Annotated in this window: 18 protein-coding genes; 11 read left to right on the plus strand and 7 right to left on the minus strand. The window is 67.2% G+C overall.

Annotated elements, in window-relative coordinates:
- Nucleotides 1–140: 140 nt before the first annotated feature.
- From JUB11_RS29895 to JUB11_RS29905, 4 genes are all read right to left on the minus strand, one after another.
- Nucleotides 141–644, minus strand: a complete 504-nt coding sequence (locus JUB11_RS29895; protein WP_207462459.1) for a DUF934 domain-containing protein — start codon at nucleotides 642–644, stop codon at nucleotides 141–143.
- The gene (locus tag JUB11_RS29900; RefSeq protein ID WP_247887426.1) at nucleotides 631–2,319 is read right to left on the minus strand and encodes a nitrite/sulfite reductase; all 1,689 of its coding nucleotides are present in this window, start codon (nucleotides 2,317–2,319) and stop codon (nucleotides 631–633) included. Before JUB11_RS29900 ends, JUB11_RS29895 begins: the two co-directional genes overlap by 14 nt.
- A gap of 36 nt (nucleotides 2,320–2,355) precedes the next feature.
- Nucleotides 2,356–2,655, minus strand: a complete 300-nt coding sequence (locus JUB11_RS33075) for a DUF2849 domain-containing protein (protein ID WP_247887427.1) — start codon at nucleotides 2,653–2,655, stop codon at nucleotides 2,356–2,358.
- Between the two features lie 128 nt (nucleotides 2,656–2,783).
- Entirely contained in the window at nucleotides 2,784–3,356 is a 573-nt protein-coding gene (locus tag JUB11_RS29905) for an NAD(P)-dependent oxidoreductase (protein ID WP_207462460.1), read from the minus strand.
- Between the two features lie 284 nt (nucleotides 3,357–3,640).
- Between JUB11_RS29905 and JUB11_RS29910 the strand changes: the two genes are divergently transcribed.
- The 4 genes from JUB11_RS29910 (at nucleotide 3,641) to JUB11_RS29925 (ending at nucleotide 7,436) form a co-directional block, all read left to right on the plus strand.
- The gene (locus tag JUB11_RS29910; RefSeq protein ID WP_247887428.1) at nucleotides 3,641–4,312 is read left to right on the plus strand and encodes a phosphoadenylyl-sulfate reductase; all 672 of its coding nucleotides are present in this window, start codon (nucleotides 3,641–3,643) and stop codon (nucleotides 4,310–4,312) included.
- Complete coding sequence (gene cysD, locus JUB11_RS29915; protein ID WP_207462461.1) at nucleotides 4,312–5,109, plus strand: sulfate adenylyltransferase subunit CysD; 798 nt, start codon at nucleotides 4,312–4,314, stop codon at nucleotides 5,107–5,109. Before JUB11_RS29910 ends, cysD begins: the two co-directional genes overlap by 1 nt.
- Nucleotides 5,110–5,111: 2 nt before the next feature.
- Entirely contained in the window at nucleotides 5,112–7,001 is a 1,890-nt protein-coding gene (gene cysC, locus JUB11_RS29920) for an adenylyl-sulfate kinase (protein ID WP_207462462.1), read from the plus strand.
- A 159-nt stretch (nucleotides 7,002–7,160) separates the two neighbouring features.
- Complete coding sequence (locus JUB11_RS29925; protein WP_207462463.1) at nucleotides 7,161–7,436, plus strand: hypothetical protein; 276 nt, start codon at nucleotides 7,161–7,163, stop codon at nucleotides 7,434–7,436.
- 50 nt (nucleotides 7,437–7,486) lie between these two features.
- Here JUB11_RS29925 and JUB11_RS29930 read toward each other — a convergent pair whose 3' ends face one another.
- The gene (locus tag JUB11_RS29930) at nucleotides 7,487–8,608 is read right to left on the minus strand and encodes a DUF6602 domain-containing protein (RefSeq protein WP_207462464.1); all 1,122 of its coding nucleotides are present in this window, start codon (nucleotides 8,606–8,608) and stop codon (nucleotides 7,487–7,489) included.
- Between the two features lie 84 nt (nucleotides 8,609–8,692).
- On the opposite strand from JUB11_RS29930, the gene JUB11_RS29935 reads away from it, so the two are divergent.
- The 4 genes from JUB11_RS29935 to JUB11_RS29950 are packed head-to-tail and all read left to right on the plus strand — an operon-like array spanning nucleotide 8,693 to nucleotide 12,306.
- Nucleotides 8,693–9,727, plus strand: coding sequence for an ABC transporter substrate-binding protein (locus JUB11_RS29935; protein ID WP_207462465.1), 1,035 nt, complete (start codon nucleotides 8,693–8,695; stop codon nucleotides 9,725–9,727).
- Between the two features lie 42 nt (nucleotides 9,728–9,769).
- A complete protein-coding gene (locus JUB11_RS29940; protein WP_207462466.1) occupies nucleotides 9,770–10,522 on the plus strand; it encodes an ABC transporter permease in 753 nt (250 codons plus the stop codon).
- On the plus strand, nucleotides 10,510–11,265 hold the full coding sequence (locus tag JUB11_RS29945; protein WP_207462467.1) for an ABC transporter ATP-binding protein: 756 nt from the start codon (nucleotides 10,510–10,512) through the stop codon (nucleotides 11,263–11,265). Before JUB11_RS29940 ends, JUB11_RS29945 begins: the two co-directional genes overlap by 13 nt.
- Before the next feature lie 15 nt (nucleotides 11,266–11,280).
- The gene (locus JUB11_RS29950; protein WP_207462468.1) at nucleotides 11,281–12,306 is read left to right on the plus strand and encodes a glycosyltransferase family 9 protein; all 1,026 of its coding nucleotides are present in this window, start codon (nucleotides 11,281–11,283) and stop codon (nucleotides 12,304–12,306) included.
- A gap of 4 nt (nucleotides 12,307–12,310) precedes the next feature.
- Here JUB11_RS29950 and JUB11_RS29955 read toward each other — a convergent pair whose 3' ends face one another.
- Nucleotides 12,311–12,610, minus strand: coding sequence for a DUF1488 family protein (locus JUB11_RS29955; RefSeq protein ID WP_207462469.1), 300 nt, complete (start codon nucleotides 12,608–12,610; stop codon nucleotides 12,311–12,313).
- A 401-nt stretch (nucleotides 12,611–13,011) separates the two neighbouring features.
- On the opposite strand from JUB11_RS29955, the gene JUB11_RS29960 reads away from it, so the two are divergent.
- The 3 genes from JUB11_RS29960 to JUB11_RS29970 all read left to right on the plus strand — a co-directional run bounded on the left by JUB11_RS29960 (nucleotide 13,012) and on the right by JUB11_RS29970 (nucleotide 17,472).
- Entirely contained in the window at nucleotides 13,012–14,289 is a 1,278-nt protein-coding gene (locus JUB11_RS29960; protein ID WP_348771537.1) for an MFS transporter, read from the plus strand.
- Between the two features lie 356 nt (nucleotides 14,290–14,645).
- Complete coding sequence (locus tag JUB11_RS29965) at nucleotides 14,646–15,905, plus strand: type III PLP-dependent enzyme (protein ID WP_207462470.1); 1,260 nt, start codon at nucleotides 14,646–14,648, stop codon at nucleotides 15,903–15,905.
- A gap of 148 nt (nucleotides 15,906–16,053) precedes the next feature.
- Entirely contained in the window at nucleotides 16,054–17,472 is a 1,419-nt protein-coding gene (locus JUB11_RS29970) for a saccharopine dehydrogenase C-terminal domain-containing protein (RefSeq protein ID WP_207462471.1), read from the plus strand.
- A 292-nt stretch (nucleotides 17,473–17,764) separates the two neighbouring features.
- Here JUB11_RS29970 and guaB read toward each other — a convergent pair whose 3' ends face one another.
- Entirely contained in the window at nucleotides 17,765–19,243 is a 1,479-nt protein-coding gene (gene guaB / locus JUB11_RS29975; RefSeq protein WP_207462472.1) for an IMP dehydrogenase, read from the minus strand.
- Nucleotides 19,244–19,303: the final 60 nt, after the last annotated feature.

Genomic DNA, 19,303 nt, shown 5'->3' on the forward strand with positions numbered 1-19,303 from the left:
CCTTCCGCAGTTGCGCTTCACTTCGCTCGCCGTGATCAGCTTACGATGGGACTTCCACCCACAAGAGAACGCCCATGCTGGGCGCACCATGAAAAAGCCCCGCTCCGTCACCGGAGCGGGGCTTTGCTCTTGAGCCGTGTTCAGCCCTGCTGGGCGAGGCGCCGGCGCAGGAGCGACAGGGGCTGGTCGTCGCCGACCGCGGGCTGGTAGGCCACGGTCATCTCGGTCAGGGCGTTCTTCCAGCTGTCGAGGTTGGTGCCCTCCGGGGCCTCCACCGTGTCGAAGCCGCAGCGCTTCAGGAAGAGATACTGGTCGGGGATGACGTGCCCGACCGCGCGGATCTCGCCCTGGTAGCCGTGCCGCTCGCGCAGCAGGCGGCCGGTGGAGAAGCCGCGCCCGTCGCGGAACTTCGGAAACTCGATCGCGACCAGGGAGAAGCGGTCGAGGTCCGCCAGGACCGTGTCCACGAGCTGGCTGCTCTTCAGCCGGACGCCGAGCGGGGCGTTGCGGCCGTCGAAGGAGGCGCGCTCCGCCTGCCAGCGGTCGAGGCTGATGACGGCCGGCCGGTCCGCCGGGACCGGCGCGTCGTCGGCGATGACGGCCCAGTTGTCTTCGACGGCGTCGCCGTTCTTAAGCAGCGGCATAGATCCTCTCCTTGAACGGCGCGGGGCCGAGGCGCTTCAGGGTGTCGAGGAAACGCTCCCCGCCCTCGCGCTTTTCCATGTAGACGTTGACCAGGCCTTCGATGGCGTCCACCGCGGCGTCCTCGGTGACCGACGGACCGAGGATCTCGCCGATCGCAGTGGTCAGGGTGGGGTCGCCGCCGACGGTGATCTGGTAGAACTCCTCGCCCTTCTTGTCCACGCCGAGCAGGCCGATGTGGCCGACATGGTGGTGGCCGCAGGCGTTGATGCAGCCGCTGATCTTGATGCCCAGCTCGCCGATGGCGCGCTGGCGCTCCGGGTCGGCGAAGCGGGCGGAGATCTTCTGCGCCAGCGGGATCGCGCGGGCGTTGGCGAGTGCGCAGTAGTCCAGGCCCGGGCAGGCGATGATGTCGCCGATCAGCCCGAGGTTGGCCGTGCCGAGCCCGGCGGGCTCGAGCGCGCTCCACAGCGCGAAGAGGTCGTCCTGGCGGACATGCGCCAGCACGAGGTTCTGCGCGTGGCTGACGCGGATCTCGCCGAAGCTGTAGCGGTCGGCGAGGTCGGCGACGAGGTCCATCTGGTCGGAGCTGGCGTCGCCGGGGATGCCGCCGGCCGGCTTCAGCGAGATGGTGGCGATGGCGTAGCCCGGCGCCCGGTGCTCGGCGACGTTGACCGCCACCCAGCGCGCGAAGTCCGGGTTGGCCGCCTTCTTCTGCTCGAAGTCGAGCGAGGTGGCCGGCAGGGTCTCGAAGGGGGGCGGCGCGTAGTTGGCGCGGATCTCCTCCACCACCTCGTGCGGCAGCCGGTATTTCGGGCCGCGCAGGGCCTGGAACTCTTCCTCGACTTCGGCGCCGAACTTCTCCGCACCCATCTCGTGGACGAGGATCTTGATGCGCGCCTTGTACATGTTGTCGCGGCGGCCGTGCTGGTTGTAGACGCGCAGGATCGCCTCGAGATAGGCGACGAAATCCTCCTCCGCGACCCAGTCCTTGATCAGCTTGCCGATGAAGGGCGACCGGCCGAGACCGCCGCCGACATAGAAGGTGAAGCCGATCTCGCCCGCCTCGTTGCGCTTGGCCAGCACGCCCACGTCATGGGCGCGCACGGCGGCGCGGTCGTTCGGGCTGCCGGTGATGGCGATCTTGAACTTGCGCGGCAGATAGGTGAATTCCGGGTGGGCCGTCGTCCACTGGCGCAGGATCTCCGCATAGACGCGGCCGTCCACCAGCTCGTCCTTGGCGGCACCGACATACTGGTCGGTGGTGACGTTGCGCACGCAGTTGCCGCTGGTCTGCAGCGCGTGCATGTCCACCTCGGCCAGGTCGGCCAGGATGTCCGGCGTGTCTTCCAGGCGGATCCAGTTGAACTGGAGGTTCTGGCGCGTCGTGAAGTGGCCGTAGCCCTTGTCGTAGCGGCGGCCGATGTGCCCCAGCTTGCGCAGCTGCGTGGAGGTCAGGACACCATAGGGCACGGCCACGCGCAGCATGTAGGCGTGGAGCTGGAGGTACAGGCCGTTCATCAGCCGCAGGGGCTTGAACTCCTCCTCCGACAGCTCGCCGGCGAGCCGGCGGGTCACCTGCTGGCGGAACTGCTCGACGCGCTCGGTGATGAAGCGGCGGTCGATCTCGTCGTAATGGTAGACGCCGGCATGCCGGCCGGGCGCGATGTGGTTCATGATCAGGCCCCCCAAAGGCCGCAAATTACCGTGTGTTCAGGCCGCGGCCTGCTTGCCGAGATCGGTGCGGACGGACGGCCCGAGCGCGCGGATGCGCTCGCGCATCTTCACCGGCTGGCGCCGGCCGTCCTGGATCAGCACGTCGAAAAGATAGATGTCCACGGCGAAGCGCTCGCGCTCCGCCTTGGCCTTGGCGTCGGCCAGGGTGGCCTCGGCCGCCTCCGCGTCCTCGAACAGGGCGGCGCCGTCCAGCGATTCCACCCACCCGGCGTCCGGGCCGAGAAACACGACGACGCCGTCGCGCAGCCGGTTTCCAGTGATCGCCTTCACCGCCATCCCCATCCTCCTCGAAAAAAACTCTGGCTCGAAAACTTCGGCCCGCGCGTTCCGCGCGGGCTGGTTGCGTTTGGAATATCCCGTAGGGCGCGGCGTGCGCCACTGATTCCTGTGGAAAGCCGGTTCCCTTACGGCAGCCAGCCCTTCGGCAGCCAATCCTTGGACCGGATGAACTCCTTCGTCGCGCGCATGATGGCGGCACCGTCGGCACCCTCGGCCTTCATGCGGTCGCGCATCGCGGCGATCTCGGCCAGCCGCTCCGCCCAGACCTCCGGGAACAGCCGTTCCAGCGCCTCGCGCATGGAGCGCGCCAGGGCCGGGCTGCGCCCGCGGGTGGAGACGGTCATCAGCAGGTCGCCGCGCTTCACCAGCGACGGCATGTGGAAATCGCAGAGCGGGATCACGTCCTCGACGTTCACCAGAACGCGCTGGCGCCGCGCCTCCGCGGCGAGCGGTGCCGCCACGTCGTTCTCGAATCCCACCACGTACAACAGATGAACCGCACCGATGTCCTGCGGGGAGGGCAGGGCGCGGACCAGCTCCGGTCCGGCGAGATCGGCGAATTCCCCATCCGGATCGGGTGAATAGACCGTGAGGTCGGCACCCAGCTCGCGCAGCTGGCGCAGGCGCTTCACGCCCAGCGGGCCGGCGCCGACCAGGGCCATGCGCACATGGGCGGGATCCAGGATCGCGGGGATCATGGCCGGTCCTCCGCCCCTTGCCGGGGCGCGGCAACAACGGTATCGCGCGGGTTCATGTGCATGGGACGGACATTTAATCCAGCCCGGTGGGGCATTCAACATATTTCACACAAAACACGTAACCCTATTTGGCAAATAGACAATGTAAATACCTTGCGGCGGTGTGAATCACGTGATACCGTGCAATTCGATCAAACAAATCTACCTGTGGAATAGGCAATAAGCCGATGCCCGAAGGACAGCTCAACCACATGCCCGCCCCGCGCGCCTCGCTAGAGGAGCTGATGGCCAGCTACGGCCATCTTGAGGGGGCGACGCTTCTGCACGCCATGGCGCGCGACGTGTTTCCGGGCCGGATCGCGCTGGTTTCGTCCTTCGGGGCGGAGTCGGCGGTCCTGCTGGCCCTGGCGGCGGAGGCCGACCCCAGCTTTCCGGTGATCTTCGTGAACACCGGCAAGCTGTTCGGGGAGACGCTCCGCTACCGCGACCAGCTGGTGAAGCGGCTCGGCCTGACCGACGTCCGCACGGTCGGCCCGACGGCCGACGACATCGCCGCCGGCGACCGCGACGGCATGCTGTTCAACAGCAACCCCGACGCCTGCTGCCACATCCGCAAGACGGTCCCGCTGGACCGGGCGCTGTCGGGGCTGGACGCCTGGGTGACCGGGCGCAAGCGCTTCCAGTCCTCCACCCGCGCGGCGCTGCCGCTGTTCGAGGAGGCGGACGGGCGCATCAAGGTCAATCCGCTGGCCCTCTGGGACCGCGAGCGGATCGACGAGGAATTCGAACGGCGCGGGCTGCCGCGCCACCCGCTCGAGGCCGACGGCTTCCTGTCCATCGGCTGCTTCACCTGCACAAGCCGCGTCGCCCCCGGCGCCGATCCGCGCTCCGGCCGCTGGGCCGGCACCGACAAGACCGAATGCGGCATCCACATTCATCGTATTGGAAACGTTTGATGACGACCGATCTCGACCAGCTTGAGAGCCAGAGCATCTACATCCTCCGCGAGGCCTACAACCGCATCGACCGGCTGGCGCTGCTGTGGTCCATCGGCAAGGACTCCAACGTCCTGCTCTGGCTGTGCCGCAAGGCCTTCTTCGGCCGCGTGCCCTTCCCGGTCGTCCAGCTCGACACCGCCATGGAGCTGCCGGAGGTCTACGAGTTCCGCGACATGGCGACGCGCGAATGGGATCTCGACCTGCGCGTCGAGATGTGCCCGCCCGAGGAGGAGATGGACCAGACCCTGCCGCCGCTGACCCGCGCCGCCGCGCGCAAGACGGAAGGTCTGAAGAACCTGCTCCGCAAGGGCAACTACCAGGGCATCTTCGTCGGCATCCGCCGCGACGAGCAGGCGACCCGCGCCAAGGAGCGCGTCTTCTCGCCGCGCTCGCTGGACGGCGACTGGGACGTGAAGGACCAGCCGGCGGAGTTCTGGGATCATTTCAAGACCCGCTTCGACGAGGGCACCCACGTCCGCATCCACCCGCTGCTGCACTGGACGGAAATGGACATCTGGCGCTATTCCAAGCGCGAGGAAATCCCCATCGTCCCGCTGTACTTCGCCCGCGACGGCAAGCGTTACCGCTCGCTGGGTGAAAAGAACATCACCTTCCCGGTGGACAGCACCGCCGGCACGATCGACGAGATCATCGCCGAGCTGGCCGTGACCCGCGTGCCCGAGCGCGCCGGCCGGGCCATGGACAATGAGGCCGAAGACAGCTTCGAGCGCCTGCGCAGCGTGGGGTACATGTAATCATGGTCGGCACCAACACGAACAAGGACCTGAACGGTCAGCTGCGCATCGTCATCGTCGGCCACGTCGATCACGGCAAGTCCACGCTGATCGGCCGGCTGCTGAACGACACCGGCTCCCTGCCCGACGGCAAGGTGGAGCAGGTGCACGAGATGAGCCGCAAGCGCGGCATGCCCTTCGAATGGGCCTTCGTCATGGACGCGCTCCAGGCGGAGCGCGACCAGGGCATCACCATCGACACCACCCAGATCCACTTCAAGACGGCGCAGCGCCCCTACGTCATCATCGACGCGCCGGGCCACACCGAGTTCCTGAAGAACATGGTGACGGGCGCCAGCCAGGCGGACGCCGCCCTGCTGGTGATCGACGCCGCCGAGGGCGCCCTGGAGCAGTCACGCCGCCACGCCTTCCTCCTGCACCTGCTGGGCGTGCGGCAGGTGGCGGTGGCCGTCAACAAGATGGACCGGGTCGAATACGGTGAAGCGCGCTTCAAGGCCGTCTCCGCCGAGATCCGCGACTATCTGGCGAGCCTCGGCGTTGGCGTGGACACGATCATCCCGATCGCGGCCCGCCACGGCGACAACATCGTCGGCCGCTCGCCGAACATGTCCTGGTACAAGGGCCCGACCGTGGTGCAGGCGCTGGACGCCTTCCGCCCGCAGGCCCCGCTGACCGAGCAGCCCCTGCGCTTCCCGGTCCAGGACGTCTACAAGCCGAACGACAGCCGCATCCTGGCCGGCCGCATCGAGAGCGGGCGCCTGCGCGTCGGCGACACGCTGCGCTTCGCGCCGACCGACGCCACCGCCAAGGTCGTGAGCATCGAGGCCTGGAACCACCCCGGCCCGGTGCTGAGTGCCGCCGCCGGCCAGTCCATCGGCATCACGCTGGACAAGCGCATCTTCGCCGAGCGCGGCCACATCGCGCACCTGGAGGAGTCGCCCCCGCACGTCACCAGCCGCCTGTCGGTCCGGCTGTTCTGGCTGGTGTCGGAGCCGCTGGTGGTCGGCAAGAGCTACACGCTGAAGATCGCCACGGCCGAACACCGCGTGACGGTCGAGGCGATCACCAACGTCCTGAACATCGACGACCTCAGCACCGGCGAGGCGCCGTCCGTCCGCCGCAACGAGATCGCCGAGGTGGTGCTGCGCGCCCGCGCCCCCATCGCCATCGACCTGGTGGGCGACCTGCCGCGCACCGGCCGGGGCGTGCTGATCGACGGCCACGACGTGGTCGGCGGCTGCGTCGCCATCGACGTGGAGGCGGCGGATGCCAACAAGCCGGTCGCCAACCTGCACGCCGTGTCCCACGCGGTGACGGCGGAGGAGCGCGCCGATGCCAACGGCCACGGCGGCGGCATCCTCTGGCTGACCGGCCTGTCCGGCGCCGGCAAGTCCACGCTCGCCATGGCGCTGGAGCGGGTGCTGTTCGACCGCGGCTGGCAGGTGTTCGTGCTGGACGGCGACGGCGTGCGCCAGGGGCTGAACGCGGGCCTTGGCTTCTCCGCCGAGGACCGGTCGGAGAACATCCGCCGCGTCGCCGAGGCCTCCAAGCTCTTCGCCGACGCCGGCATGGTGGTGATTGCCTCCCTGATCTCGCCGCTGAAGGCCGACCGCGAGCGCGCCCGCGCCATCGGCGGCGACCGCTTCCACGAGGTCTTCGTCAGCGCCGACCTCGCCACCTGCGAGAGCCGCGACCCGAAGGGGCTCTACAAGCGGGCCCGCGCCGGCGAGATCGCCGAGTTCACCGGCGTCTCCGCCCCCTACGAGGCCCCGGAGAGCGCCGAGCTGACGCTCGACACCGGCAAGCTCGGCCAGACCGAGGCGCTGGGCCAGCTCGTGGACTATGTGGACCGCGCCTTCGGCCAGGCCGGACGCAAGCGCAACCGGCTGTAAGCGGCGGCAGCGTCAACGACGCGAAGCCCCCGGCGGGGGAGGGGACCTGGATCCTCTCCCCCCACCGGGGGCTTTTGTATTTGGCGTTCGTGTTTTCGTGAGGACTTTGCGGTGGCCTTCCAGCCGGACATATTACCGGTTAGGCGCGGGAGGCCAGCCATGAGCAACACGTCACAGAAGCGGGCGGTCAGGAACTATCGGGCGCGACTCGGCGAACGTGGCCTAGCCCGTTTCGAGGTGCTGGGCCTCGACGGCGACCGCGACCTCATCCGCGCCTTGGCGCGGCGTCTCGCTGAAGACGGCCCAGAGGCGGCCCGCATCCGTTCGGTGGTCAGCCAGAGCATCGCGGGAGAGCCCCCGAAGAAGGGGGGCATCCTGGAGGCGTTGCGCCGTTCGCCGCTGGTCGGGGCGGATCTGAACATCCGAAGGTTTTAGAAACCAAATACCACAGCGCTTAGTGATATATTTTTTGTAATTGCATTTACTCAATGTTCGTTGCCGCAAGGTGTGAGAAGCCGATCGATCCACTCATCGTCCGGTGGGAGCGCAATCGAAGGACTGCTCGGAGTTTGTATTTTTTCGTTTAAAGAGCCATATGCTGTAGCGAGGTCTTCAGGGGCAAGAATCGTATGGAATAGTGCTAACTGAAGCTGCTGAATTAGTGAATAAAGCGGACTTTGGTCGTTTTTCCCAATGCGAATAGGAAAGACCGATTGGAATAAGTCTTCTTTAAAGAAGAGTGCGGGTTTGATTTCGTTGGTGCTTCCTAGCCTTTGGTATCCCCAAAAAACAATGCCTTCATTTAATACGCATAACGCACGCGGAGTTTCTAATCTTTTCAATTTTTGGCAGATATCAAAAAATCTGTTGATTAACGCGTCAAAAGTGTCTCCTTTAGCGATCTTTCCAGCTAGAATAAAGCTGAAAAGTGGGTTTGTTAATCCATGTCGGCAGCTATCGCTTTCACGATTTTCAACCATTCTGTTTGCAAATGTATTAGGTCGATTCAGACGGTGACAAATCACCAATTTCTCCATGGCCTTATCGAGCGTAGAAGAAGAAAGGGTTTGCTTGATTTCACCAACTGCGTAGGCTCCTTCTACTGGAAAATATCGAAGCCCGGTATCTTCAAATACCGGAGATTTTGCTGGCGAGAACCAAAAATCATTAAAAAGCAAAACGTCACATTTTCCAGCAGTTTTCCCGAAACGATCTAACAAAAGCCCATCTGTAACCATATAGCGCTGGGGAATGAGTTGCTTTAGCTCGCGACGGAATAGGCTTTCAAACGGAATGCCGGACTCAAAACTGTCAACAGCGAAATTAGACTCATACTCTAAACCTTGTAAGAGCCGCTCTTCAGCGTTCTTGCACTGCTTTTCAAAAGCCGCAGAAAGTGGGCGAGATGCGTCACGAGGCTGCCAGGATGATACTCTAGGAAGTGGGCGAGCGAATTTTTTCTTCACCATATTTTCGTAACCTTTGGCATTAGAAGCGTGTTCATCATGTTCTTCTATAAAGAGCTTATTGGCAAGGCCGCGAACTATGCCTAGCTTACTCGCCCCACAGCTATCCCCGTGACGTTTGTGTACAATCCGCCAATGCATCACCGCCCTGTGTGAAAATCCGTCTCCCCCTTTCGGCGAAACATGCTAAACACCCCGGCGCAACTCTTGCCTGGGACCGATGCCATGACCCGTCTCACCCGCCGCGCCGCCCTGCTGGCCGCCGCCGCCGTCGTTTCGCTCGCCGCTGTCCTGCCCGGCGCCGCCCGGGCCGCCGATCCGGTGAAGCTGGAGATCGGCTACATTCCGATCCTGGCGGCGGCCCCGCTCTTCATCGTCGAGGGCGAGGGCTGGGCGAAGGACGCCGGGGTGGAGCTGAAGCTGACGCGCTTCGAGTCGGGGCCGCACGCCATCCAGGCGATGGCGGCGGGGCAGATCGACGTGCTCTACGCGGGCGTGGCACCGGTGCTGGTCGCGCGCTCCAAGGGCGTGGACGTCTCGGTCATCGCCAACTCGGCGGTGGAGGAGATCGTGGTCGCCGGGCGCGGGCCCTTCGCCAAGATCGTCGGGTCGGGCAAGGCCACGCCGGACAGCTTCAAGGCCTTCGCCGCCCAGAACGGCCGCAAGGTGAAGATCGGCACCCAGCCGCCGGGCTCGGTGCCCGACACGGTGCTGCGCCACTGGCTGTTCAAGGTGGTGAAGGTCGATCCGGCCGACGTCGAGATCGTCGCCATGGGCATCGAGAAGACGCAGCAGGCCCTGCTGGCCGGCGCGCTCGACGCCGCCATCATCCGCGAGCCGACGGTCACCGTGACCAAGCAGATGGACCCGAACGTCGCCCTGATCGCCTCGGGTGCCGAGATGTTCCCGAACCAGCCGGGCACGGTCATCGCCGCGCGCGGCGCCGTGATCCGCGAGAAGGAGCAGGCGCTGAAGGACCTGGTCAAGGCCCATCTGCGCGCCATCGACCTGATCGCCAAGGACCCGGCCCGCTCCGCCAAGCTCACCAACGAGCATCTCGGCAAGGGCCTGCTGGAGCCGGCGACGCTGGAGACCGCCTTCCGTTCGCCGGGCAGCAAGTTCCTGGCCGACCCGCACGCGGTGGTCCAGCCGATCCAGGCGATGATGGACTATTCGCGGGAGATCGGTGCGGCCGAGGGCAAGGTGCCGGTGGCCGAGGCCTTCGACTTCCGCTTCTACGACGCCGCGGCCGGCAAGTGACGGCATAAGCAAGGGTAGGGATGGTCAGGTGAGGACCGTGCAATGAGGGCGCGTTCGGCGATCCCGCTGTCGGCGCTCGGCGTCGTCGTCTTCCTGCTGATGTGGGAGATGCTGGCGCAGAGCGGCATCGTGCCGGCGCGGCTTCTGCCGTCGCCGAGTGCGGTGCCCGGCGCCTTCCTGTCGGAGTTCCGCAGCGGCACCTGGCAGACCATGGTGATGGCCAGCCTGTCGCACTACCTGATGGGGCTGGCGCTGGGGTCCTTCCTCGGGATCGCCTTCGGCACGGCGGCGGCCCTGTCGCCCTGGTGGAACGCGTTCCAGGCCTGGGTCGTGCGCATGCTGCGCCCGATCCCGGCCATCGCCTGGATCCCCTTCGCCATCATCTGGTTCGGGGTCAGCGAGAGTGCGGCCTCCTTCCTCATCAGCCTGACGGTCTTCTGGATCAACTACTACGCCACCTTCTCCGCCGTGCGCGGGGTGGACAAGGACCTGATCGAGCTGGCCCACGCCTTCGGCCAGGGCGGGCTGGTGCCGCGCCTGTTCAAAGTCATTCTGCCCGGTGCCTTGCCGGGCATCATGTCGGGCCTGCGCGCCGGGCTGGGGCAGGGCTGGATGACGGTCGTCGCGGCGGAGCTGTTCGGCATCCCCGGCGTCGGCATGCGCATGATGGAGGCGTCGGGCCTGCTCGCCACCCACATCGTCGTGCTCTACATGGTCACCATCGCGCTGCTCTACGGCGTGTCCGACTTCCTGTTCATGCAGGTTCAGAACCGGGTGTTGTCATGGCAGCGGTGATCGATCTCCGGAACGTCTCCATCGGCTACGGCGCCGACGCGCCGCCCGTGCTCGTGGGCGTGGACCTGACCATCGAGCGCGGCAGCTTCGTCGCCATCGTCGGCCCGTCGGGTGTCGGCAAGTCCACGCTGCTGCGCGTCGTGTCCGGCCTGCACGAGGCCCGCACCGGCGACGTCACCATCCACCGGGACCCGCGCCCCGACAGCCGCGCGGTCGGGCTGGTCTTCCAGGACCCCCGGCTGCTGCCCTGGCGCCGCGTCGCCAGGAACGTGCGCCTCGGGCTGGAGGGGCTGGCCATCGCCGCGGCCGACCGCGACCGCCGGGTGGAGCAGGCGCTGAAGCTCGTGCGGCTGGACGGCGACTACGGCCGCCGCTGGCCCTACGAGCTGTCGGGCGGCCAGCGCCAGCGTGTGGGCATCGCCCGCGCGCTGGCCGTCGATCCGGAGATCCTGCTGATGGACGAGCCCTTCGGCGCGCTCGACGCCATCACCCGCCACGGCCTCCAGGACGAGCTGCTGCGCATCCACCGGGAAACCGGAAAGACCGTCCTCTTCGTCACCCACGACCTGGAGGAGGCGGTGCATCTGGCCGACCGCATCATCGTGCTGGGCGGCGGCGGGGCCGGCGCCGGGCCGGCGCGCATCGTGCGCGACGTCGCCAACCAGCCGGGCCGCGACGCGATCGCCTTCCGCGACCAGGTCGAACAGCTCCGCTCCGGCATCGCCGACAATTACAGCATCTGATCCGGAAGCCGGGCCATGTCCGACCCCAGCCGCGAACAGCGCGTCGCCGATCAGCTCCCCCTGGCCGTCTTCAGCCAGGGGGAGCTGATCGGCGACGCGCTGACCAAGGTGCCCTTCATCCGGGCCTTGCGCGGCCTGTACCCCGACCGCCGGATCGTCTGGGTCACGACGAACGACACCCATCTCGCCACGACGCTGCGGCCCATGATGGACGGGCTGATCGACGAGTTCCTGCCCGCCACCGGCCTTGGCGCCGGCCGCCTGGACCTGCTGCGGCCCTTGCCGGCGGCGCTGGCGGGGCGGCGCTTCTCGGTGGTGCTCGACACCCAGACGAAGCTCTGGGTCACCTTGCTGCTGCGCCGCCTGCCGCGCGATCTGTTCGTGTCGCGGGCCGCCGGCTTCCGTCTGTCCGACCGGCGCCCGGCCGCCGGCTACCGGCGTCCCCCGCACATCGTGGACCGGCTGATCGACCTCGCGGAGATCGCCAGCGGGCGCAAGGCGGTGCTCGACCGCGCGGCCCCGCGCCTGCCGGCCGAATTCCTGGAGGACGCCCGCCGGCTGCTGCCGGACGGCGGCGCCTATGTCGGGCTCGCGCCCGGGGCGGGGTCACGGGTCAAATGCTGGCCGCTCGACCGCTACATCGCCGTCGCCAAGGCCCAGGCGGAGCGGGGGCGCACCCCCGTCTTCCTGCTGGGACCCGCCGAGCTGGAGTGGATGGATCCCCTGCGCGCCGCCGTGCCGGGGGCGCTCTTCCCGTTGCAGGATCCGTCGCTCGCCGGTGCGGCGCCATCACCCTTGCGCACCATCGCCGTCGCCGGGCGCCTTGGTGCCGCCATCGCCAACGACAGCGGGGTCAGCCACATGGTGGCGCTGGCCGACGTGCCGCTGCTGACGCTCTACGGGCCGACCGACGCCGCGAAGTTCAGCCCCAAGGTGGCGCGCGGACGGTCCATCGCCGCGCAGTCCTTCGGCGGCGACTCGATGGACCGCATCCCGGTGGAGGCCGTCCTGGCCGCGCTGGAGGGGCTGATCGCCCGCTGATCGACTATTGCGGCGGCAGTTCGGGGAACGCCCGGCGCACGTCACGCGGGGTCAGGTGGATGTTGGCGTCGGGGTCGAGCTTGCGGTCCATGATGCGCATCTCCACCGCCTTGTCGAAGACCGGGCGGTTCATGCAGACATATTGCAGCGCCTCCTCCGGCTTCGGCGTGTGACCGACCAGCGACTGGAGCGCGCGGCGCGCGACGAGGACGCGGCCCCGGTACTCCCCGACCTCCACCACGAACTCAACCGCCTCCGCCTCCTCGTTCCAGAAGGGGTCGTCGGGAAACACGAACACTGACATTCCATCCTCGCAAACCCGCTTGAGCGCTGGAGAGTCTAACGCGGCGGACGGTGCCGCGGGGCGGCAATTTTTCAAGGAGGGCGGCCGAAGCGTCATCCACCTCGCGTTGCAGTGGCGGCCAAGGAGAGCGTGCCGGAGGCTGTTCCCGCAAGTAGTGGCATGAGCTGGAACGCTGTTCTCGCGCCACCGACGGCCGCGTTTTCATCCATTGCGAAGAACACGTTTGAATGAACTCCGCACAGTGAGCGGAAATTAACCCGCATTTACCAATTTCAAACAGTTTTTTCCTAACCTCCAACCGCGCGCCGCATGGCAGCCAAGACCCGATGGCGATTGGATGATGCCGCGGCGCGGTGAGAAGGTCCCACCTGGACCGGCAAGTAAGTCTCGAAGGTGAAGCGGTGAGCGGCAGCGAAGCGGTTATGGGGCGGGACGCGATTCCCGACGAGGTCCCCAGCGACTATCTGGTGGTGGGCCGGCCGGAATACCGGCGGGCGAGCCGGATCCTGTTCGTGGCGGGGTTCGCCACCTTCGCGACGCTCTATTGCGTGCAGCCGCTGATGCCGGAATTCGTCGCGGCCTTCGGCGTCACCCCCGCCGAGTCGAGCCTGTCCCTGTCGCTCGGCACGGGGTTCCTCGCCGTGTCGATGCTGGTGGCCGGCACCCTGTCCGACCGCATCGGGCGCAAGCCGGTGATGATCGCCTCGCTTCTGCTGTCGGGTGCTTTCGGGCTGTTCGCCGCCCTGGCGCCGGACTGGCCCTGGCTCCTGGTGCTGCGCGCGCTGGTCGGCGTGGCGCTGAGCGGCCTTCCGGCGGTCGCCATGGCCTATGTGTCGGAGGAGGTCGATCCGCGCTCGGCCGGCGTGACCATGGGGCTCTACATCGGCGGGACGGCGCTGGGCGGCATGGCCGGGCGGGTGCTGACCGCGGTGGTCGCGGACCTGACGAACTGGCGGGTCGCCATCGCGGTGATCGGGGGGCTCAGCCTCGTGGCGGCGGCGGCGGTGTGGGCGGGGCTGCCGGCCTCGCGCCATTTCGTGCGGCGGCAGGCGGGCATGGCCCAATTTCTCGCGGCTTGGCGCGGGCACCTGACGAATCCGGGGTTGCTGCGCATGTTCGCCATCGGCTTCCTGTCGATCGGCGGCTTCGTCACGGTGTTCAACTATGTCAGCTTCCGCCTGATCCAGCCGCCCTTCGACCTGCGCCCGGCGGTGGCCGGCGCGGTTTTCGTCGTCTACCTGACGGGGGTGGTCAGCTCGCCGCTGTTCGGCGGGCTGGCGGCGCAGTTGGGGCGGGGCAGGGTGATGCTGGGCGCCGCCCTGATGATGGCCGTGGGGCTGGCGCTGATGTGGCCGGACAGCCTGTGGACGCTGGCGCCGGGCATCGCGCTCTTCACCTTCGCCTTCTTCGGCATGCACAGCATCGCCAGCGGCTGGATCGGCCAGATTGCCACGGCCAACAAGGCCCAGGCCTCGTCGATGTACCTGTTCTGCTATTACATGGGATCGACCCTGTCGGGAACGGTCGGCGGGCTGTTCTGGCACGATCACGGCTGGGCCGGCGTCACCGCCTTCGTCGGCGTCTTCCTGCTGATGGTCCTGATGGTGGCGGCGCGCCTGGCCCTGCTGGGCCAGCCCGGGCGCGTCCCAAAAAATTCACTTGAATCCCCGGCGGAATAGCGTATTTCAGTCGTCACGACGCACATCGCACGTGCCAATGGCCCTCCAGTGGTTATGCAACGACGTACCGCGTCCTTTTTGGCAGAACCGGTCATAGTGGGCCGGTCCCGAGAGGGAGGTAGGCATGTTTGCTTTCCACGGCAGGGCAGTGAGACCGTAGCCCTAAGCCGGACATCGACGCCGTGAACGCCCGGAGCTGTTGAGCCCGGACGCGCGCTCGATCCGGCTTTTTTCGTCCCCCTTCCCGACAAACCGATTCCGTTCCGTGGCGCCCATGCCCTTCAAATCATGGCGCCGCGACGGGCCGATTTTTCTCGTGGGTTCCTCATCAGAAGGGACCCTGGTAGGAGAGCGCTATGGGTTTCATCCGTTCCCGTTCCGCCGTCGCCCCGCTGCGCCGTGGCATTCCCCTGTCCTCCTCGGCCGTGCCGAGCGCCCGGACCTCCGTCGCCCAGGCGGTCGCCCTGCACCGTCCCGAGGACCCGATGCACTGCATCCGTCCGGGCGTCCTGTCGGACACCGCGCGCAGCTTCATCGAGGCCTTCGAGGGTGCGGTCGCCGGCGACGTGCTGTACGCCGTGAAGTGCAACCCGGAGCCGGCCGTGCTCCGCGCGCTGTGGAACGGCGGCGTGCGCCATTTCGACGTGGCCTCGCCCGGTGAGATCCGCCTCGTCCGCCAGATGTTCCCCGAGGCCGTGCTGCACTACATGCACCCGGTGAAGGGCCGCCAGGCGATCCGCGCCGCCTACCAGCAGTACGGCGTGCGCGACTTCGTGCTCGACTCCATGGAGGAGCTGGAGAAGATCCTGGAGGAGACGGGCAACGCCTCCGACCTCGGCCTCGTGATCCGTCTCGGCCTGCCGAAGGGCAATGCCGTCTACGACCTGTCCGGCAAGTTCGGCGCGCCCTTCGAGGAGGCCGTGGCCCTGCTGCGCGCCGCCCGCGCCGCGGCACCGAAGATCGGCCTGTCCTTCCATGTCGGCTCGCAGATGCTGGAGCCCGCCGCCTACGAGCGCGCGCTGGAGCTGGCCGGCCGCGTCATCGCCGAGGCCGGCGTGGCGATCGACGTGCTGGACGTGGGCGGCGGCTTCCCCGTCTCCTACCCCGGCGTCACCCCGCCCCCGCTCGGCGACTTCATGGCGGCGATCGCCCGCGGTGTCGCGAAGCTGGCCCTGCCGTCCAGCTGCCGGATCTGGTGCGAGCCGGGCCGCGCCCTGGTGGCGCCGGGCGTGTCGCTGGTGGTGCAGGTGATCAAGCGGCGCGGCAACGAGCTGTTCATCAACGACGGCGTCTACGGCGCCCTGTCGGACGCCGGCGTCCCCGGCTTCCGCTTCCCGGCGCGGATGATCCGCCCGTTCGAGGCGATGGGCGAGGACGCCACGGAGGCCTTCAGCTTCTACGGCCCGACCTGCGACAGCGCCGACAAGATGAACGGCCCGTTCCACCTGCCGGCCGACGTGAAGGCCGGCGACTGGATCGAGCTGGGACAGCTCGGCGCCTACGGCTCCTGCCTGCGCACGGCCTTCAACGGTTTCGACCAGGCGCGCGTCGTGGAGGTCTTCGACCTGCCGCTTCTGGAGACCCCGGGCTACCGGCTCGAGGAGCGCGTGGCTTAATTCCACGCAAAGGGGTGGATATCCACCTCAAAGTCCCTTAAAAATCAAGTTCGGCCCGACGGACCCGCCGCCTAATAAGCGGTGGGCCCGCCGGATTCCCGTTTTGACAACTTTGGTATCTAAGAGAGGATCGGGGGAGAAATATCCAATGACCCTGGACAACAAACTTTGCGAATTCGCTGGCCGTATGGTCATACTCGGCTTCGGTTCCATCGGCCAGGGTGTTCTGCCCCTGATTTTCCGTCATCTTCCCATCACCGCCGACCGGATCACCATCGTGACGGCGGAGGAGCGCGGGCGTGAGGAGGCCGAGGCCTACGGCGTCCCCTTCATCATCGACCCGCTGACGCGCGACAATTACCGCGACGTGCTGGGGCCGCTGCTGGGCAAGGGCGACTTCCTGGTCAACGTGTCGGTGGACGTGTCCTCCATCGCGCTGGTCGAGTTCTGCCAGGAGGTCGGCGCCTTCTACACCGACACCTGCATCGAGCCCTGGGCCGGCGGCTACACGGACAGCTCGCTCTCGGTGTCGGAGCGCTCCAACTACGCCCTGCGCGAGGCGGCCCTGTCGCGCCGCGCGGCCTTCGCCGGCGGCCCGACGGCGGTGCTGACGCACGGCGCCAACCCCGGCCTCGTGTCGCATTTCGTGAAGCAGGCGCTGCTCGACCTCGCCCGCGACACGGGCATGGAGACCGCTGTGCCGACCAGCCGCCAGGGCTGGGCGGAGCTGGCCTCGGCGCTGGAGGTGAAGGTCATCCACATCGCCGAGCGCGACACCCAGGTGTCCGACGTGCCGAAGAAGGTCGGCGAGTTCGTCAACACCTGGTCCATCGACGGCTTCGTGGGGGAGGGCTGCCAGCCCGCCGAACTCGGCTGGGGCACGCACGAGAAGGAGATGCCGGCCGACGGCTACCATCACCAGTTCGGCTGCGGTTCCGCCATCTACCTGATGCGCCCCGGTGCCGCCACCCGCGTGCGGAGCTGGACGCCGCTGGAGGGGCCGTACCACGGCTACCTCATCACCCACAGCGAGGCGATCTCCATCGCCGACTATTTCACCGCGACCCGGAACGGGCGGGTGACCTACCGCCCGACCGTGCATTACGCCTATCACCCCTGCGACGACGCGGTGGTCTCCATCAACGAGCTGGCCGGCAAGAACTGGACCATGCAGGACAACCAGCGCCTGATGATGGACGAGATCGTCGCCGGCCGCGACGAGCTGGGCGTGCTGCTGATGGGGCCGAAGAAGGGCGTCTACTGGTACGGCTCGCGCCTGTCCATCGAGGAGGCGCGCGAGCTGGCGCCCTACAACAACGCGACCTCGCTGCAGGTGACGGCGACGGTGCTCGCCGGCATCATCTGGGCGCTGGAGAACCCGAACCGCGGCATCGTCGAGCCGGACGAGATGGACTTCCAGCGCATCCTGGCACTGGCCGCTCCCTATCTGGGCGAGGTGGTCGGCATCTACGGCGACTGGACCCCGCTGAAGGACCGCAACCGCCTGTTCCCGGAAGAGCTGGACAAGGATTGCCCCTGGCAGTTCAAGAACATCCGGGTGGCGTGAGCGGAACCAGGCCAGTCCATAGGCGCCGTTTTACGTTCCGTCATCCCCGCGAAAGCGCATGGGCGCTAACTTTACGGCTGACTGACTGAAGCAAGCTCTCGACCACCCTTCCACCGTCATCCCCGCGGACGCGGGGATCCAGAGTTTCCAACGGTTCCGCTTTGGGAGAGACTGGATTCCCGCCTTCGCGGGAATGACGGCCAAGGGGATGATCTCGGCGCGGTCGCATGAAAAAGCCCTTCCTCCTTGCGGAGGAAGGGCTTTTTGCTGCCCGCTGCCGGGCCGCCGGGGATCAGCCCTGGCGGTAGTTCGGGGCTTCGTTGGTGATGGTGATGTCGTGGACGTGGCTCTCGCGCAGGCCGGCGTTGGTGATGCGCACGAACTCGCACTTGGTCTGCATGTCGGCGATGGTGCGGCTGCCGGTGTAGCCCATGGCGGCGCGCAGGCCGCCGACGAGCTGGTGGATCACGCCGGAGACCGGGCCTTTGTAGGGGACCCGGCCCTCGACGCCTTCCGGCACCAGCTTCATGGTGGACACCTCGGCCTGGAAATAGCGGTCGGCCGAGCCGCGCGCCATGGCGCCGACGGAACCCATGCCCCGGTAGCTCTTGTAGGAGCGGCCCTGGTAGAGGATGACCTCGCCGGGGCTCTCGTCCGTGCCGGCGAGCAGGCTGCCGATCATCGCCACGTCGGCGCCGCCGGCGATGGCCTTGGCGAAGTCGCCGGAGAACTTGATGCCGCCGTCGGCGATCACCGGGATGCCCTGCTTGGCGCATTCCTCCACCACGTCCATGACGGCGGTGAGCTGCGGCACGCCGACGCCCGCGACGATGCGGGTGGTGCAGATGGAGCCGGGGCCGATGCCGACCTTCACCGCGTCCGCGCCGGCGCCGATCAGCGCCTTGGCCGCCTCGCCCGTGGCGACGTTGCCGGCGATGACCTGGGTGTAGTTCGACATGGCGCGGGCGGCACGGACCTGGTCGATGACCTTCATGGAATGGCCGTGCGCGGTGTCCACCACCAGCACGTCCACGCCGGCGTCGAACAGCATCTCGGCGCGGCGCAGCCCGTCCGGGCCGGTGCCGGTGGCGGCGGCGACGCGCAGGCGGCCCTTGGCGTCCTTGCAGGCGTTCGGGTAGGCCTGGGCCTTCTCGATGTCCTTCACGGTGACGAGGCCGATGCAGCGGTAGTTCTCGTCCACCACCAGCAGCTTCTCGATCCGGTGATGGTGCAGCAGGCGCTTGGCCTCGTCCTGGCTGACGCCCTCGCGCACCGTGACCAGCTCCTTGGTCATCAGCTCGCTGACGGGCTGGCGCGGGTCGCTGGCGAAGCGCACGTCGCGGTTGGTCAGCATGCCGATCAGCTTGCCGGTGCCGCTGGCGTTGACGCTCTCCACCACCGGAATGCCGGAAATGCGGTGGTCGGCCATCAGCTTCAGCGCGTCGGCCAGCGTCGCGTCGGGGGTGATGGTGATCGGGTTGACCACCATGCCGGATTCGAAGCGCTTGACCTTGCGGACCTCCTCGGCCTGCTGCTCGACCGTGAGGTTGCGGTGGATCACGCCGATGCCGCCGGCCTGGGCCATGGCGATGGCGAGCGCGCTTTCCGTCACCGTGTCCATGGCCGACGACATCAGCGGGATGCCCAGCTCGATGCTCTTGGTCAGGCGCGTCCGGGTGTCGACCTCGTTCGGCAGGACGGAACTCTCGGCCGGAACCAAGAGGACGTCATCAAAGGTCAGCGCTTCGCGGATTTTGATGTCGCGGGCCATAGGAGGTCTCCCGGATAAAAAGGGGCCGGATGAAAATTTGCCGCACTATACACAAGACCA

It is taken from the genome of Azospirillum sp. SYSU D00513 (assembly GCF_017356015.1).
Lineage (GTDB): Bacteria > Pseudomonadota > Alphaproteobacteria > Azospirillales > Azospirillaceae > Azospirillum.